At 70.4% G+C, this 16,274-nt stretch carries 14 protein-coding genes and 1 pseudogene; 6 read left to right on the top strand and 9 right to left on the bottom strand.

The window, feature by feature from the left end; all coding sequences use genetic code 11:
- Positions 1-2 precede the first annotated feature (2 nt).
- The gene (locus OG734_RS41380; RefSeq protein ID WP_330292514.1) at positions 3-1,454 is read right to left on the bottom strand and encodes an alginate lyase family protein; all 1,452 of its coding nucleotides are present in this window, start codon (positions 1,452-1,454) and stop codon (positions 3-5) included.
- A gap of 230 nt (positions 1,455-1,684) precedes the next feature.
- Between OG734_RS41380 and OG734_RS41375 the strand changes: the two genes are divergently transcribed.
- Positions 1,685-2,857, top strand: a complete 1,173-nt coding sequence (locus tag OG734_RS41375) for a 4-hydroxybenzoate 3-monooxygenase (protein ID WP_330293979.1) — start codon at positions 1,685-1,687, stop codon at positions 2,855-2,857.
- A 28-nt stretch (positions 2,858-2,885) separates the two neighbouring features.
- Here OG734_RS41375 and OG734_RS41370 read toward each other — a convergent pair.
- A pseudogene (locus OG734_RS41370) lies at positions 2,886-3,008 on the bottom strand (YbaK/EbsC family protein); the annotation flags it as partial.
- Between the two features lie 142 nt (positions 3,009-3,150).
- Positions 3,151-3,723 (bottom strand): helix-turn-helix domain-containing protein, encoded by a 573-nt coding sequence (locus OG734_RS41365; protein WP_330292513.1) that lies wholly within the window; start codon positions 3,721-3,723, stop codon positions 3,151-3,153.
- A 164-nt stretch (positions 3,724-3,887) separates the two neighbouring features.
- Between OG734_RS41365 and OG734_RS41360 the strand changes: the two genes are divergently transcribed.
- On the top strand, positions 3,888-4,745 hold the full coding sequence (locus OG734_RS41360) for an EamA family transporter (RefSeq protein ID WP_330292512.1): 858 nt from the start codon (positions 3,888-3,890) through the stop codon (positions 4,743-4,745).
- Positions 4,746-4,879: 134 nt separating this feature from the next.
- Here the strand turns inward: OG734_RS41360 and OG734_RS41355 are convergent, their stop codons facing one another.
- Positions 4,880-5,659 carry an acyltransferase gene (locus tag OG734_RS41355; RefSeq protein ID WP_330293978.1) on the bottom strand — a complete coding sequence of 260 codons (780 nt, stop codon included), beginning with the start codon at positions 5,657-5,659 and terminating at the stop codon, positions 4,880-4,882.
- Between the two features lie 107 nt (positions 5,660-5,766).
- Here OG734_RS41355 and OG734_RS41350 point away from each other — a divergent pair, with 107 nt between their 5' ends.
- Positions 5,767-6,297 carry a gamma carbonic anhydrase family protein gene (locus OG734_RS41350; RefSeq protein WP_330292511.1) on the top strand — a complete coding sequence of 177 codons (531 nt, stop codon included), beginning with the start codon at positions 5,767-5,769 and terminating at the stop codon, positions 6,295-6,297.
- A gap of 86 nt (positions 6,298-6,383) precedes the next feature.
- Here OG734_RS41350 and OG734_RS41345 read toward each other — a convergent pair whose 3' ends face one another.
- From OG734_RS41345 to OG734_RS41335, 3 genes are all read right to left on the bottom strand, one after another.
- Positions 6,384-7,028, bottom strand: coding sequence for a DedA family protein (locus tag OG734_RS41345; RefSeq protein ID WP_330292510.1), 645 nt, complete (start codon positions 7,026-7,028; stop codon positions 6,384-6,386).
- Between the two features lie 166 nt (positions 7,029-7,194).
- Positions 7,195-9,141, bottom strand: a complete 1,947-nt coding sequence (locus OG734_RS41340) for an RICIN domain-containing protein (protein WP_330292509.1) — start codon at positions 9,139-9,141, stop codon at positions 7,195-7,197.
- A 629-nt stretch (positions 9,142-9,770) separates the two neighbouring features.
- The gene (locus tag OG734_RS41335) at positions 9,771-10,223 is read right to left on the bottom strand and encodes a DUF4442 domain-containing protein (RefSeq protein ID WP_330292508.1); all 453 of its coding nucleotides are present in this window, start codon (positions 10,221-10,223) and stop codon (positions 9,771-9,773) included.
- Positions 10,224-10,294: 71 nt separating this feature from the next.
- Here OG734_RS41335 and OG734_RS41330 point away from each other — a divergent pair, with 71 nt between their 5' ends.
- Together OG734_RS41330 and OG734_RS41325 are read left to right on the top strand one after the other, a co-directional pair.
- Positions 10,295-11,383, top strand: coding sequence for a hypothetical protein (locus OG734_RS41330; RefSeq protein WP_330292507.1), 1,089 nt, complete (start codon positions 10,295-10,297; stop codon positions 11,381-11,383).
- A gap of 143 nt (positions 11,384-11,526) precedes the next feature.
- Entirely contained in the window at positions 11,527-12,828 is a 1,302-nt protein-coding gene (locus tag OG734_RS41325) for an MFS transporter (RefSeq protein ID WP_330292506.1), read from the top strand.
- Positions 12,829-12,848: 20 nt separating this feature from the next.
- Here the strand turns inward: OG734_RS41325 and OG734_RS41320 are convergent, their stop codons facing one another.
- Together OG734_RS41320 and tuf are read right to left on the bottom strand one after the other, a co-directional pair.
- Positions 12,849-13,694, bottom strand: coding sequence for a spermidine synthase (locus OG734_RS41320; RefSeq protein WP_330292505.1), 846 nt, complete (start codon positions 13,692-13,694; stop codon positions 12,849-12,851).
- Between the two features lie 123 nt (positions 13,695-13,817).
- Complete coding sequence (tuf, locus tag OG734_RS41315) at positions 13,818-14,999, bottom strand: elongation factor Tu (protein ID WP_330292504.1); 1,182 nt, start codon at positions 14,997-14,999, stop codon at positions 13,818-13,820.
- Between the two features lie 464 nt (positions 15,000-15,463).
- Here tuf and OG734_RS41310 point away from each other — a divergent pair, with 464 nt between their 5' ends.
- Positions 15,464-16,249 (top strand): TVP38/TMEM64 family protein, encoded by a 786-nt coding sequence (locus OG734_RS41310; RefSeq protein WP_330292503.1) that lies wholly within the window; start codon positions 15,464-15,466, stop codon positions 16,247-16,249.
- The last annotated feature ends 25 nt before the right edge of the window (positions 16,250-16,274 follow it).

Genomic DNA, 16,274 nt, shown 5'->3' with positions numbered 1-16,274 from the left:
CCTCACTGTGCCGACCCGCCGGACCGCCCCCGCCGACGCAGCAGCAGAAGCCCGCCCGCGAGAGCGGTGATGCCGGTCGCCGCGGTCCAGGCGACGACGTCCGTCGTACCGGTCGCGGCGAGGTCCTCGCCCTTGCCGCCCTGGGGAGTCGCACCGACCGACGGCGCTGCACCCGCCCCACCGGCACTCTCAGCCGCACTCTGCGACGCGGGACTCGGACTCGCGCTCACCCTGTCGCGGGTGAACGCCAGTGTCCCGAAGCCGAGTTGGTCGTATCCACCGCTGTTGGGGCCGTAGTCACCGCCGCCGCCCTCGGGGGACGCCTGGGCGGCGATACGGGTCAGATAGTTCGCGGACAGACCCCGACGCTTGGTGTAGTGGTTGGCGATCATGGCCCAGATCGGGCGGGCCATCGCCGGGTCCACGGCGGCGGCTGCGGTCGCACTCTCGCTGCCCGACCAGCCGTTGACCGCACCCTTCTTGCGGGTGTTCGCCGTGTACGGCACCGCGCCGCCCATGCTCCACTTGGCCACGTACTGGGCGCCCTTGAGGAAACGGCTGTCGTCGTAGCCGTACAGATCGATGCCCTGGTTCCAGGCCATCTCGCAGACCGTGCCCATCAGGCCCACGCCGAGCAGGGCGTGCCCCTGGTCGCGGCCCGCCTCGACCCATTCGGCGAGCTCCTGGTCGTCGTGCACGACCGGGATGGCGTTCTTGACCGAGCCCATGCCGGCGCCGTGCTTGAAGTACTCGACGGCCCGGTCGATCTTGGCTCGGTCGTCGCAGAGGATGCCGACGGCCAGGACGCAGGCGATGGCCGTGAGGTCCCAGTTGGCCCAGTAGTTGGTGATGACGGCGCCGTTGTGGTTCGCCAGGAAGTCCTCGCTGAGCGGGTGGAAGACGTCCAGCATCATCTTCTGGAAGCGGTCGAGGTCGAAGTCGGCGTGGTCGCGGACGAGTTCGGCCGCGTTGGCGAACTGGTAGCCGTACAGGCCCGCCGCGAGGAACCGGTCGGCGGAGCCCGCCACCTCGGTCAGCTTCGCCGACCAGGCGTTCAGGATCGCCACGGCCGTGTCGCCGTATGCGCTCTCACCGGTGACATGCCACCGCAGGGCGTTCTGGTAGGCCGCGTGGATGTCGTTGTAGAGGATCGCGTAGTTCTGCGGCGAGCCCTCGCCCCGGTAGACGGTGGCCTGCGGATTGGCCGTCCAGCCGCTCTGCGCATGCCGGTTGGCGGTCAGCCGCGCGAACCCCGCCGTGTACGGCGCTGCCCCGGCCTTCACCTTCTTCGCCATCCGGTCCAGATCCGTCCGGGTGTGCAGCATGCCCGGGTGTACGAGACTCGCGCCTGCCGCCGAGGCGGGCGGGGCGGCGAGGGTCGTACCGATGGTGACGGCGCCCGCCGTCGCGCCGGTGAACTTCAGCACGCCGCGTCGGCTGATCTGTGTGTTCAAGGGTTCGTCCTTGGCTCTGGGGGAGTGGGGGGTGAGTCGCTTACGGAGATCGCTTGCGGAGATTGCGGAGATCGCTTGCGAGCGACTCGGAGAGGAGACGCGCCCCAGGACCGCCGATAACGAAAAGATCGGGCTATCCGTCTGCGGCGGGCCGACATAATGCTCGGGTGACCTTCGCCCCACCTCCCCCCGACTCCACGGCCAACTCCCCGTCCGCACAACGCTTTCCGGTGGTGATCGTGGGCGCCGGACCCGCCGGGCTCACCGTCGGGAACATCCTGCGGGCCGCCGACATCGACTGTGTGGTGCTGGAGACGGAGAGCAGGGAGTTCATCGAGCAGCACCCCCGGGCCGGGTTCATCGAGGAGTGGGCGGTTCGCGCCCTCCAACAGCGGGGCCTGGCCGACACGTTGCTGGAGCGGGCCGGTACGCACACGAGGTGCGAGTTCCGGTTCGGCGGCCGACGCCATCGGTTCGAGTACGCCGAGCTGTCGGGCCACCGCCACTTCGCCTATCCCCAGCCGCTGTTGGTGACGGACCTGGTGCGCGAGTACGCGGACGTACGCAGCGGCGACATCCGTTTCGGCGTGCGGGACGTACTCGTGCACGACCTCGACACCGACCGGCCCGCGGTGTCGTACGTCTCAGCGGAAACGGGCCAACGGGAGTACGTGCAGGGCGAGTTCATCGCCGGGTGCGACGGGGCTCGGGGGGTGACCCGTACGGCAATTCCGGCGGCGCATGCCCGGATCGCGCGGCACGACTACGGCATCGGCTGGCTGGCCCTCCTCGCCGAGGCGCCGCCGTCCAACGACTGCGTGATGTTCGGCATCCACCCGCGCGGCTTCGCCGGGCACATGGCCCGGGGCCCCGAAGTCACCCGCTACTACCTGGAGTGCCCGCCCGGCGACGACCCGGAGAACTGGCCGGACGACCGCGTCTGGACCGAACTCCACCAACGGTTCGACGCATTGGGGGCGCCCCCGCTCAACGAGGGCCGGCTGATCGAGAAGCGCGTCCTCGACATGCACAACTACGTGGTGGAACCGATGCAGTTCGGGCGGCTGTTCCTGGCCGGCGACTCGGCCCATCTCACCGCTCCCATCGCAGCCAAGGGAATGAACCTCGCCCTGCACGACGCCTTCCTGCTCGGCGACGGACTCGTCACCTACCTCACGAAGGGCGACCCCGGCGGCCTGAACGGCTACTCGGAGGCGTGTCTGCGGCGCGTCTGGCAGTACCAGGAGTTCTCGCTGTGGCTGTCGGACATCTACCACGGGGCCTCGTCGGGCGATCCGTTCCGTTCCGGCACGACCCTGGCCCGCCTCCGCCGCATCCTGAACTCCCCCGCCGCCGCAGCCGCGTTCGCCGATGTGTACATCGGCAGGGACGCCGACCACTGACACCGACTCACCACACCGCCCACAGAAGTCAGTTGACGCCCAGCCCGGCCACCACCACCGCGCCCGGGAGCTCGGCGAACACCTTCCCCGGCACCAGCAGCTTGCCGCGTCGCCGCCCACTGCCGACCAGCACCCCGGGCAGGTCGACGACGCGGTGGAGAAGACGAGACACGCGGCGAGGGCCCGTAGTGCGCCACGAGACGGCGGTGTCCGCCCATTTCCGGGTCTGTTCTCCGATGGGGGCTCGCACGACGGCACGCCCACAGCCGTGGGCGAACCCGCGGCCGAGCGGCTCAGCTCACCGGCGGGACCGACACGGACATCAGCATCTCCAGCGGTTCCGTGCCGTCATTGCCGTACATATGAGGGACATTGGCCTCGAAGGTGGCGCTCGCGCCCGCCGGGACCCGGTGTTCGACTCCGTCGACCGTGAGCGTCAGTTCGCCCGCCGTGACGTGGAGAATCTCGAACGTGCCCGCGGGGTGCGGGTCGGACGCGCTGGTGTCGCCGGGCATGAGGTGCCAATCCCACAGCTCCAGCGGGCCCGGTGCCTCGGTGCCCGCGAGGAGCCGGTTGTAGCTGCCGGCGTCGGTGTGCCACAGCCGTACGGCCTGGTCGGCGGGGACGACCCGGACCTTCGGGCCCTGTTCGTGTTCGAGCAGGGTGGTGATACTGACGCCGAGCGCGTCACCGATCTTCACCACCGTGCCGAGGCTGGGGTTGGTGCGGGCCTGCTCGATCTGGATGAGCATCCCGCGGCTGACCCCGGCACGGGCGGCGAGCGTCTCCAGGGTGAAGCCACGTTCGGCGCGCCAGCGCTTCACACTGCGCGCCAGCGACTGGGTCAGCAGGTCGAGGTCCGACAACGTTCCATCCAAGTTCTCGTCCGACACTCTTGTTCTCAGCCCCCTCATCCTGCCGCACTCTCCCGAGCGCAAGAAGTGCAGAATTATGGATGACAGAGTTCACTTCACTGTACTACGGTGTGGTGCACTTAATCGTTCACTCCACTGTACTGCGAGGCGCCTCCATGACCGCATTCTTCGCCCTGGTCACCAGCCTGCTCTGGGGGCTGGCCGACTTCGGCGGCGGGCTGCTGACCCGGCGCATGTCCGCGTTGACGGTGGTCGTGGTCTCGCAGTCGATCGCGGCGGTCGTACTCGGCACGATCGTGGTCCTGACCGGCGGCTGGAGCGAGGCCGGTCCGCGGCTCTGGTTCGCGGTCGCTGCGGGCCTCGCCGGACCGGTGGCCCTGCTCTCCTTCTACAAGGCGCTCGCCCTGGGCCCGATGGGGGTCGTCTCCCCGCTCGGCTCCCTCGGCGTGGCCGTCCCCATCAGCGTCGGGCTCTTCCTCGGCGAGCGCCCCGGGCTGCTCCAGTTCGCGGGGATCGCGGTCGCCGTCGTCGGAGTCGTGCTCGCGGGTGGACCGCAGCTCAGGGGCGCGCCCGTGCAGCGGCAGGCGATCCTGCTCACGCTGCTCGCGGCGTTCGGCTTCGGCACGGTCTTCGCCCTGATCGCGGAGGCGTCGACCACCATCACCGGCCTGTTCCTCGCGCTCTTCGTCCAGCGCGTGACGAACGTCGCCGTCGGCAGTGCCGCGCTGTACGTCTCGGTCCGCCGAGGCGGCGCCGCCCTCCCGACAGGCGGCTTCCCCTGGCGCCTGCTACCCGCGCTCGGCTTCGTCGGCCTCGCCGATGTGGCCGCCAACGGCACCTACTCGATCGCCGCCCAGCACGGCCCGGTCACCGTGGCCGCCGTACTCGCCTCGCTCTACCCGGTGGTCACCGCCCTGGCGGCACGCGGCTTCCTCAGCGAACGCCTACGCGCGATCCAGGCGGCAGGCGCGGGCCTGGCCCTGGTGGGCACGCTCCTGCTGGCAACAGGCTGAACGGACAACCCTGAAGGGGCAGCCCTGAAGGGGCGCCTTTTCAGGGGCACGGGGAACTGCGCGACCAGCCCCCACCGGACCCGCAGCGTCAATACCGCACTTCCCGCGGAGCGCTGCTCACCGCGACCGCCGGATCAGGACTCAGCCCGGTCCGCGGCGCGCTCCAGCTCCGCCAGCCGCGCCGCCGCCCCCGCGTCCAGCTCCGCCAACGCCCGCAACTGCTCCGGAGTGATCCCCTCGGGGATCGGTGTCGGGGCCGGTGTCCGCAGCGGCGGCCGCCAGCCCCCGGCCGGCGTCCAGCGGCGTACGACCCTGGCCGGAGCCCCCGCCACCACCGCGTGGTCGGGCACCGTCCCGCGTACCACCGCACCGGCCGCCACCACCACGTTCCGCCCGATCCGCGCCCCCGGCAGAATCACCGCACCGGTGCCGATCCAGCAGCCCGGCCCGATCTCCACCGGCTCCATTCGAGGCCACTGCTTGCCGATGGGCTCGTGCGGATCGTCGTACGAATGGTTGGTGGACGTCACGTACACATACGGCCCGAAGTAGCAGTCGCTGCCGATGGTGACCGTCGTGTCGGCGATGACATGGCTGCCGCGCCCGAGGACGACACCGTCGCCGATGCGCAGGATGGGGACCGGGCCGAGATCGAGGTCCGGCATCAGGCCCGCCGTCAGGGTCACCTGCTCGCCGACGATGCAGTGGGATCCCAGCTCGATCCAGGGTTCACCGAAAACCGTGCCCAGCGGGAAGGCGAGCCTGGTACCTGTTCCCATCGCCCGGAAGTTCAGCCGCCCAGGATTGTCGGCGGTCACGGAACCCGTGCGCTGCACCCAGGCCCAGCCCGCGTGCACCGCGCGCTGCGCCAGCCGACGCCGCCATGACGAGAACGTGTTCTTGGGCTTGGGCACCCGCACACCGTACTCACGGCCGGCCGGGCCCAGCATGCCGCACACCTGTGATCTTCGCCCCACGGAGGTGGCGTACGGTCTGACGTACTCGAGGACCAGGAGGCGAGATGACGCACAAGGCGTTGATCACCGGTATCGGCGGCAGGGACCCGAAAGTCGACGCGGATGCCTTCGTGGCGCCCACGTCCTCGGTGATCGGGGACGTGACCCTTCAGGCGGGTGCGAGCGTCTGGTACGGGGCGGTGCTGCGCGGCGACGTCGAACGGATCTCCGTCGGCGCCCAGAGCAACATCCAGGACAACTGCACGCTGCACGCCGACCCCGGCTTCCCCGTGACCATCGGCGACCGCGTCTCCGTAGGTCACAACGCGGTAGTGCACGGCGCGACGGTCGAGAACGACTGCCTGATCGGCATGGGCGCGACGGTCCTGAACGGCGCGGTGATCGGCGCGGGTTCACTGGTGGCAGCCCAGGCCCTGGTACCGCAGGGCATGCAGGTGCCGCCGGGGTCACTGGTCGCGGGGGTACCTGCAAAGGTACGCCGGGAGCTGACCGAGGAGGAGCGCCAGGGCGTCACCCTGAACGGCACGCACTACGCGGAACTGGCAAAGGCCCACCAGCAGATCCACGGGGACTAACGCGTCCCCGACAGGGGCGCGGGGCTGTATCTATGTGCGGCTCCGCCGCGTGGGCGCGACAAGCCACAGCGAGTCCGCGCCCGACATCACTCCGCCGCCCCCACGGTCTCCGTCTCACGCACAGCACCCTGCGCCTTCTTCGCCTTGCGCTTCAACACCAGCATCGACGTCAGCCCGAACAACACCGCCAACACCAGCCCCAACCACGAGAACCGCTTCAGCCAGGACTCCGCGACGACACCCACGTAGTAGATGACCGCAGTCGTCCCACCCGCCCAGATGATCCCGCCCAGCACATTGGCGATCAGGAACTTCCAGTACGGCATCCGCAGCACACCCGCGAGGGGCCCCGCGAAGATCCGCAGCAGCGCGACGAAGCGGCCGAAGAAGACCGCCCACATGCCCCACTTCTCGAAGGACCGCTCGGCGGTCGCGATGTGCCCCTCGCCGAAGTGTCTGGGGAACTTCGCCCCGAGCCAGGCCAGCAACGGCCGGCCACCCTTGCGGCCGATGGCGTAGCCGATGGAGTCACCGATGATCGCGCCGGCGCTCGCGCAGGCGCCGAGGACGAACGGGTTGATCTCGCCGTGCTGAGAGGCGAGCAGCGCGGCGGAGACCAGAATGATCTCGCCCGGCAGCGGAATGCCCAGGCTCTCCAGCCCGATGACCAGTCCTACCAGCGCGTAGATACTGACCGCGGGGATCGTCTCCAGCCATTCCTGCACGTGCAACGCCGGTTTCCTTCCGATCTCGCCGTACGCCCGGTACGTCTGCGTTCCCGGCGCGCGCCCGGCCACGGGCGCACGCCGGGAAGCCTACCGGGTCGGGGTGACACCGAGGCTCCTCCGCATCCCGACGACCAGGACCGCCAGGACGCGACAGGCCGACTCGTGTCAATCACCTGGGCGCGAGCGAACCGAAGACCCCCGTGAACGAGCCGAGCGTCTGTGCCACCGTGGCGACGACCGGCTGCGCCGCGTCCAGCGGCTGCGGCGGGAGGGCCCCCGTCGCGGGGACGGGCGCGGGCTCCTCGGAGCCGTCGTCCGTGACGTACCGCGTCTCGAACTGCTCGCCGGAAGTGGTCTCGGACGAGGGCGAGACCGTGGGCGCGGGCGAGGACGACCCGGCGGATCCCGAAGCCCCGTCTCCCGCATCGGACCCGGGCCCCTGTGTACCGCCCGCACCGCCCTCCCCCTTCTCCTTACCCTCCTTGTGTCCGGGCTCCCCGCCCGTCGCGTCCTTGTCGTCCTTGCCCTTCTTGCCGCCCTCTGCCCCGACGCTCTCCTGCCGGTCACCCTTCTTGGCGGAGTCGTCGGACGCGGACGGGTCGGGGTCGAGCGTCCATTTCTCCCCCGCCGCTCCGGACCTCGTCCTGACCACGACATCCGCACCCGCGCGGAGCGAGACGGGTGCGACGACCAGTTCCTCGCGCCAGTGGGGCAGCAGTTCGCCCTGGACGGTGAGGTCGTAGCGAACCTCGTCGGCGTTGGACCCGACGCAACCGGAGAGGAAGACCTGGCCGTCGGCGGAGTGGGAGTCGAGGCACAGTCTGGGGTCGGCGAGGCTGCGCAGCAGGCCGTCGTACTCGTACGACCACTGCTGCGTCGCGGCGGACGAGCACACGGCGAGCCGGGTCCCGGCGCCGGCCACGACCCGGCCGCCACGGATGTCCAGACACAGGCCCGTGGCGAGGTGGCGCAGCCTGCCGCGTTCCGTCACGCCGGGATAGCCGGCGGGGCCGGCCGACGGTGAATCGCCGGCCCGCGGCGAGGAGCTGACCGAGCCCTGTCCGGCGGAGGGCGAGGCGGAACCCGTTCCGGCCGAGTAGCCGCTCGCCGCGCCCCAGTTGGCCGTCGGCATGGTGCTCTCGTCCGACCGGCCGCGGGCGCCGAGCACACTCGCGACCAGCGCGAAGGAGAGGACGCCGACCCCGACGGCCACGGCCCGCGTGCGCCCTTTCGGGAGGGTGAACCGCTCGTCGGGCAGCGGGAGACGGGCCATGAGGCGATGACGGCCACCGCTGCCGGGGCGCCCGCCGCCCCGGCCGGTCTGTCTGCCGGGGAAGACACCCGGGGCACCACGCCCCGGCCGGGAGTCGAGATAACGGCGTGCTCCCCAGCCGAGCATCGCCTCGGCGAGCAGAGTGCCGAGCTCGCTTTCGAAATGGCTGAGTTGCTCGGCGGCATACCGGCAGTGACGGCAACCCAGCAGATGCTGTTCCACATCGGGCAACAGGGCGCCGCCGCGTCGGATCGGGACGTCGAGGAGGCGGTTGTAGAAGCGGCATTCCTTGGTCGGCGCGAGTTCGCGGTGGGCGTGTACACAGGCGGTGCGGAATTGCTCGCGGGCCTGTTCCAACGCCGTCGAAGCGCTTGCGGAGTCCACTCCCAACAGACCGGCCGGTACGGAAAGGGGCTCGGCCTCGACCTCGGCGTGCCAGAGCAGGCACTGGGCCGCTCTCGGCAGGACGCGGAATGACCGCTCGGCCAGTTGCCGCTTTTCGGATGTCCGGGCCCTCGCCGCGCGTAGACCACGCGCCCCAGTGGGTTTGCGGAGTTCCGGAAGCAGCACCGAAATACCGTCCTCGGCGGACCACTCCCGGACCGTTTCCCTTACTGCTACGAGGAGTTGGGGCCGCAGCGCCTGATTCGACTCACCACGCTCCAGCCGCCCGAGCACCCGATGAAAGGCCGACGTGGCCGCCATGGTGGCGAGGTCCCCCTCGGCCGCGAGACAGATGGCCGCGTAGTCGTACGTCGACTGCCAGTGCCGCGCCAGCAGCAGTGCGACGGCGTACGCGCTCTCACCCTCGACCCGCCCACGCAGTTGCGCGGCGAGGTTCATGTCGGATTCCCCCGGGCTGGTGCCGGGACGAGGAGGGTAGGGCGGACGCGGTGGGTGAGGGGATTGCACAGAACCAATTCCTTCCAAGCCGCAGGACGGCACAAGCGAATTGCACATCCACGGGAAAGTCATGCCTGATTGGTTCGTACCTACGACTCGTCACTTGGGGACTTCGGGTCGACCGGCACGGAATCCCGAGCGGGAAAAGGGGGATCCGACCTCCGCCCCCCGCGCGAGTTGGCTCACACTCGCACACCCATCTCGCGGTAAACAAGGAGTTCGAGTGACCGAAGTTCAAAACGAGAGCAATTCAGATGTGTTACCGGCGGTATCCGTACCGGCATTCGAAATTTCACTCCGAGCGAGTGCCGAGTTGTGTGCATGAACACCCGGACGGCACACACAATCTTCAAACTTCCGACCCAGCGGGGGGTACCGGTCGCCGAGAGCGACACCGTACGCCGCCGGGCGGGGCATCGGCAGCCAACTCACCTAGGTCCGCCAGGAGTTGATCACCACCACGGACGCACAGGCCGACTGCGCCCCGAAAAGAGGGAAGACCCGGCAGGTCCGTGGACCTCCGGGTCGGAGCGGCTCCTGAGAGCCGGTCAACTGTTGCGGGACGCCTGTCAGCTGTTCGGGCGGAGGGTCCAGACGACGGTCATCTCGCCAGTGACGGCGCCGTCCTCGCGCTGGATGGCGACGGTCACCGGGAACTCGGGGCGCTTACCCTCGTCGAGCTCGGCGACGACCTCGGCGACAGGGCGGCCGAGGGTCGCGGTTGCCTTGACGGGGCCGAGCGCGATCTTCTTGAAAGCGATCTCGGCGGTGACGGGCAGCGGTACGGCACGGGAGAACTGATCACCGAAGGCCGCGAGGACGACCGCCCCGCTCGCCGACTCGCCGAGCGTGAACATGGCTCCGGCGTGCGGTCCGCCGACGTGGTTGCGGTACTCGCCCTGGTCCGGCAGGGCCAGAACAGCCCTTTCCGGAGTGGTCTCCAGGTACTCGAGGTTCAGCGTACGAACCATCGGCACCGTGGCGGTGAGAAGTTCGCCGATCGATAGCTGGTCTGGGCTCATGACCATATGTTACCCGTGAGTAGCTCATTCGGGCCAGCTTCGGCCCCTAGACCGCCGTATCGTTACCGGCCATGTGGCCAGAACAGCAGCCGCCCGGGGGCGAGCAGAACCCGCAGGACCCGCGCCATCCGCAGGTCCCGCCGCACAATCCCTACCAGCAGCCGGGCTATCAGCAGCCGAACCCGTACCAGCAGCCCGGATACCAGCAGACCGGGTATCCGCAGCCCAACCCCTATTCCCAACCCCCGCAACCGGGTTGGGGCGCCCCGACGCCGACGGGCGCGCCGCAGCCGCCATCGGGCGGAGGCGGAAACCGGACGAAGATCACCGCGATCGTCGCGGCCACCGCAGTCGTGATCACGGCCGGGGTGACCGGTTTCCTGGTCCTGGGCGGCGACAAGGACGAGCAGGCGGGCTCGGACAACAAGGACAAGCAGTCCGGCCGTTCCGCGCCCGCGTCGACACCCGCGGCGGAATCCGCGGACCCGAACGGTCCGCCCTCCGCGTCTGCATCCGCCTCCGACGACAACCCGCGCGACTCCCAGGCCGAGCAGCCGACCGTCGCCGGCTGGAAGGTGGTCGTGAATCCGAAGTGGGGCACCGCCTTCGACGTCCCGGCGGACTGGGAGGTGAAGACGCCGGGCACACTGATCGGCTTCGAGGAAACCGACGCCAAGGCCGACACCAAGCCGCTCATCACCATGTCGGCGCCCGCGTACTACAAGTCGAAGTGGTGCGTGTCGGACGACGACAAGGACGGCCGTACGTCGGACACCGCGCTCGCAGCCGTGGGCACCAAGGGTGCGAGCGGCGCGAAGAACGCCGACGAGGTCGCCGTGAACCAGGTCCCCTGGTGGGTCTACGGCGGCTACACGCAGCCGGACAAGAAGAGCCTCGTCCTCGACGAGAAGGCGACGCCGTACACGACGAAGTCCGGCATCACGGGCAGCTTCGCCCGGGCCCACTCGAAGAACACGCCCCAGACGGGGAAGTGCGCGAGTGACGGCAAGGCCATCACCTTCGGTTTCAAGAACTCGGTCGGCGACTACGTGGCGTGGAGCCTGTACGGCGCGACGGGCGTCACCGGGGAGGTCCCCGAAAAGACGATCATGCAGATCCTGAGCACGGTACGGCTGCACGGAGACCCGACCGGCGCGTGAGGAACGTACGGGGCGGGGCACCGCGGGCGCCGATGACCGACTGGAAGCGGCGGTCGCTCGTGACCGGCTGAAACCGGCCGGTCCTGGTCGGGGCCGGTCGGAAATGGATTGGCAAGTCGGCGGCGGGCGGCGATAGTCGCCCGGTGACCTCCGCCGACTCCCCCGCCATACGCCCGCGCCGCCCCTCCTGGGCCGGCCGTAACTACAGCCTGCTGACCGCCTCGGCGGTCGTGACGAACCTCGGCAGCAACGGGGCGATGATCGCCGCCGCGTTCGCGGTCCTGGAGGCGGGCGGCGACGCCGGTGACGTGGGCCTGGTGGCGGCGGCCCGGACGTTGCCGCTGGTGTTGTTCCTGCTGATCGGCGGCGCGGTCGCCGACCGGCTCCCCCGGCATCATGTGATGGTCGCCGCCAACGCCCTCAACTGCCTCTCGCAGGCGGCGTTCGCGGTGCTCGTCCTGGCCGGGGAGCCCCAGCTGTGGCAGATGATGCTCCTGACCGCCCTCGGCGGCACCGGGCAGGCGTTCTTCAGCCCCGCGGCCGAGGGCATGCTGCTGTCCTCTGTCGACGGCGACCAGGCTGCCCGCGCTTTCGCCGCGTTCCGGATGGCGATGCAGAGCGCGGGGCTGGGCGGTGCGGCCCTCGGCGGCGCGATGGTCGCCGTGCTCGGTCCCGGCTGGGTCCTCGCGGTGGACGCGGTGGCGTTCGCGGTCGCCGGGGCACTGCGCTCCTTCCTCGACGTGAGTCACATCCCGGCGCGCGAGCCGGGCGGCGGGATGCTCGCCGATCTGCGGGAGGGCTGGCGGGAGTTCGCCGGACGGTCCTGGCTGTGGGTGATCGTCCTCCAGTTCGCCGTCGCCAACGCGGTCATCGGCGCCGCCCAGTCGGTCTACGGCCCGCTCGTGGCCCGCGACAGCCTCGGCGGGGCCGGGCCGTGGGGGCTGGCGCTGGCCTCGTTCGGGGCCGGCACGGTCGCCGGTGCCGTGCTGATGATGCGCTGGAAACCCCGCCGACTGCTGCTCGCCGGCACGCTCTGTGTGTTCCCGCTGGCCCTGCCGGCCGCCGCGCTCGCCGTACCGGCGCCGATGGCCGTGCTCTGCGCGGTGATGTTCGTGACCGGCGTGACGCAGGAGGTGTTCGGCGTGAGTTGGATGACCGCGCTGCATCAGGAGATCCCCGAGGACAAGCTCTCCCGCGTCTCCGCGTACGACTGGTTCGGCTCGGTCGCGATGCTCCCTCTCGCCACGGCACTGGCGGGCCCGGCGGAACACGCCTTCGGCCGCACACCGGCCCTGTGGGGCTGCGCGGCCCTGATCGTGGTGGTGACAGCGGCGGCCCTGTCCGTAGGGGATGTACGAAACCTCACCCGGCGCACGAAGGAGGTCACGCGGGAAGCGGCCCAGGAGGCGTCGGCGAAGGGCGAGTTGGAGAGCGCGGGCGGCTGACAACACTGCCCACCCCGAACTCACCCGATACCGAACGCCCCCTGTGGCGGCTCCGGGGACGGCACCGCGTCCTCGTCGCGGACCGGTGCGGCGCCCCCGATGAAGTCCCGTAGCGCGGGCCCGTGTTCGAGCCGGGCCGGGAAGGCGTCGGAGGCGACGCGTCGGGAGAGGGCGGCCGGGTCCAGGGGGCGGTGCGAGGCGACGAGCACCGCGTTGCCGAAGCGGCGGCCCCGCAGGACACCCGGCTCGGCGATCAGTGCCAGCTCCTCGAACACCGCCGAGAACGTGGCGAGTTGGGAGCGCAGAAAGGCGAAGGGCGCGGCGTCGGCCAGGTTGGCGAGGTAGACGCCGTCGCCGCGCAGCACCCGCTCGGCCTCTTCGGCGTACGTGAGGGACGTCAGGTGCGCCGGGACGCGCGAGCCGCCGAACACATCGGCGACGAGCACATCGGCGCAGTCGTCGGGGGCGGCTTCGAGCCAGGCGCGGGCATCGGCCGCGTGCAGGGCGATGCCCGCGCCGACGGGGAGCGGAAGGTGTTCGACGACCAGGTCGAGGAGCCCACGATCGGCCTCGACGACGTCCTGCCGGGAACCGGGCCGGGTGGCGGCGAGATACCGGGGCAGCGTGAGCGCGCCCCCACCGAGGTGCAGCACGTCCAGCGCCCGCCCCGGCTCCGCGACGGTGTCCAGGACGTGCCCGAGCCGGCGCGTGTACTCGAACTCCAGATGCTCGGGCTCGTCGAGGTCGACGTACGACTGAGGCGCCCCGTCGACGGTGAGCAGCCAGGCACGCTCACGGTCGACATCGGGCATCAGCTTGGCGAACCCGTGATCGACGGCACGGGCAACGGGTATCGACTCGGTCACGTCATCATTGTGCCTGCACCGAGGCGCCCCAAAGGGGCGCGGGGCTGTGTCTTATCTGCGGCTCCGCCGCGTGGGCGCGACCAGCCACAACCGGGCCCGCAGTCCCCCATACATCAGCCACCCTCACACAACGGCTGTCACGGTCCCCGCCCCGACAGTCCGCCCACCCTCACGGATGGCAAACCCGAGTCCCGGCTCCAACGGCACCTCACGCCCCAGCTCCACAGTCATCGTGACCGTCTCCCCGGGCCGCGCGACAGCCATCTCACCGAGGTCCACATCACCCACGACATCCGCCGTACGAATGTAGAACTGCGGCCGATACCCCGTGGCCACCGGCGTCGTCCGCCCACCCTCACGGGTCGACAGCACATACACCTGCGCGGAGAACCGGCGGCTCGGCACGACACTGCCGGGCGCCGCGACGATGTGCCCCCGCCGCACCGCATCCCGCGGCACCCCGCGCAGCAGCAGCGCCACACTGTCCCCGGCCTGCGCCTCCTCCATGGGTTTGCCGAACGTCTCCAGCCCCGTGACCACGCTCTCCACACCCGCGCCGAGCACTTCGACCCGGTCGCCCACATGAACCGTGCCGCGCTCGACCGCGCCCGTGACCACGGTCCCCCGGCCGGTGATGGTGAGCACATTCTCGACCGGCAACAGGAACGGCGCGTCCAGGTACCGCTCGGGAATGGGCACATACGTGTCCACCGCGTCGAGCAGCGCGTCGATCGACGCCGTCCAACGAGGGTCCCCCTCAAGGGCCTTGAGACCCGACACCCGTACGACGGGTACCGCGTCACCGCCGTAGCCCTGCGCGGTGAGCAGCTCGCGGATCTCCAGCTCCACGAGATCCGTCAGCACCGCGTCCTCGCCGTCGTCGACGGCGTCGGCCTTGTTCAGGGCGACGACGATGTGGTCGACGCCCACCTGCCGGGCCAGCAGGACGTGTTCGGCGGTCTGCGGCATGATCCCGTCGAGCGCGGAGACGACGAGGATCGCCCCGTCGAGCTGCGCGGCCCCGGTGACCATGTTCTTTACGTAGTCGGCGTGGCCCGGCATGTCCACGTGCGCGTAGTGCCGGGTGTCGGTCTCGTACTCCACGTGCGCGATGTTGATGGTGATGCCCCGCGCGGCCTCCTCCGGGGCGCGGTCGATCCGGTCGAACGGAACGAACGTGCCGGAGCCGCGGTCGGCGAGCACCTTGGTGATGGCGGCGGTCAGGGTGGTCTTGCCATGGTCGACGTGACCCATCGTGCCGATGTTGAGATGCGGTTTCGTGCGGACGTATGCCGTTTTGGACATGGCGGTACCTCGAAGCCTTTTCAGCGGTGCCGAGTGATGGTCCCGGCGCGGAGAACGCGGCCGGGACGGGGACCCCGAGGAAGTTCGCCGACCCTCCCCCTACGGGGTCCGCCGGACGATCCGGGAAGGGTCAGCTTCGAGCGCCGTCGACTGCGGCCACGAGGATCGGGACGGCAGCCTTCGGTGCATCCGCGACTGCGGATGCTGCGAGGAGGAAGGCGTACCGGAACATGAGGCCGATCATCGCCGACGCGTCACCGCACGTCGAATGGTTTTCCGGGGCCGATGGGGACGACGCCTTCGAGGGGGCGGCGGCGCCCACAACAGTGGCGCATGTCACGGGGTGGCGTTTCCGCAGGGTGCGGGGGCACGTGTCACCTACCGCGCCGGGAGTTCGCCCAGTTGTTCCACCGTTGAGACGACCCATACGGCGATCACACATACTCCTCGGATAATCTCGCCGAATGCTCGATGCCACCACCCGCTCTGGGGGCACCGCCACGGCCACTCCCCCGGCCATCGCCACGGAGCTCTCCCCGCTCTCCCCGGCCGTCATCGTCGTCGCACCGCCCAGCGGCCTCGCCGCGCGCTGCACGAGAGCACTGCTCTCACCGTGGTCGCGGCTGTCACTCCTGGTGGCGCTGCTCGGCGCCGCGGCGTCGTGCGTCCTGCTCTTCGAACCGCAGCGGCTGCTCGCCGACGGCTGGCCACCCCAGGTCGGCGGTGCCGCGGCGGCGGTGGTCTTCGGGGCGGCGTACGGACTGTGCACCGTGGCGTTCGTGCCGCGCCCACTGCTGAACCTCGCGGCAGGCGCGCTGTTCGGTTCCCAGCTGGGCCTCGCCGCCGCGCTCGCGGGCACCGTCCTGGGTGCCGGGGCCGCCTTCGGCCTGGGCCGTGTCCTGGGCCAGGACGCGTTGCGCCCGCTGCTGCGCGCCCGCTGGCTCCGGGCCGCGGACGGTCAGCTCAGCCGGCACGGCTTCCGTTCGATGATGGCGGCGAGGCTGTTCCCCGGGGTGCCCTTCTGGGCCGCCAACTACTGCGCCGCCGTCTCCCGCATGGGCTGGCTGCCGTTCCTGATCGCGACGGCCCTCGGGTCCGTCCCGAACACCGCCGCGTACGTCGTCGCGGGCGCCCGCGCCTCGTCGCCCACCTCTCCCGCCTTCCTGATCGCGATGGCGTTCATCGCCGTACCGGCCGTGGTGGGCGCCGTGGTGGCCTGGCGCAAGCGACACCATCTGCGCGGGCACTGATGCCAGGCCCGGCAGCGGCGTAGGC

The organism is Streptomyces sp. NBC_00576 (genome assembly GCF_036345175.1).
Taxonomy (GTDB): Bacteria; Actinomycetota; Actinomycetes; order Streptomycetales; family Streptomycetaceae; genus Streptomyces.
Note: the sequence above shows the minus strand (reverse complement) of the source record. Positions and strands in the feature narration are given on the sequence as shown.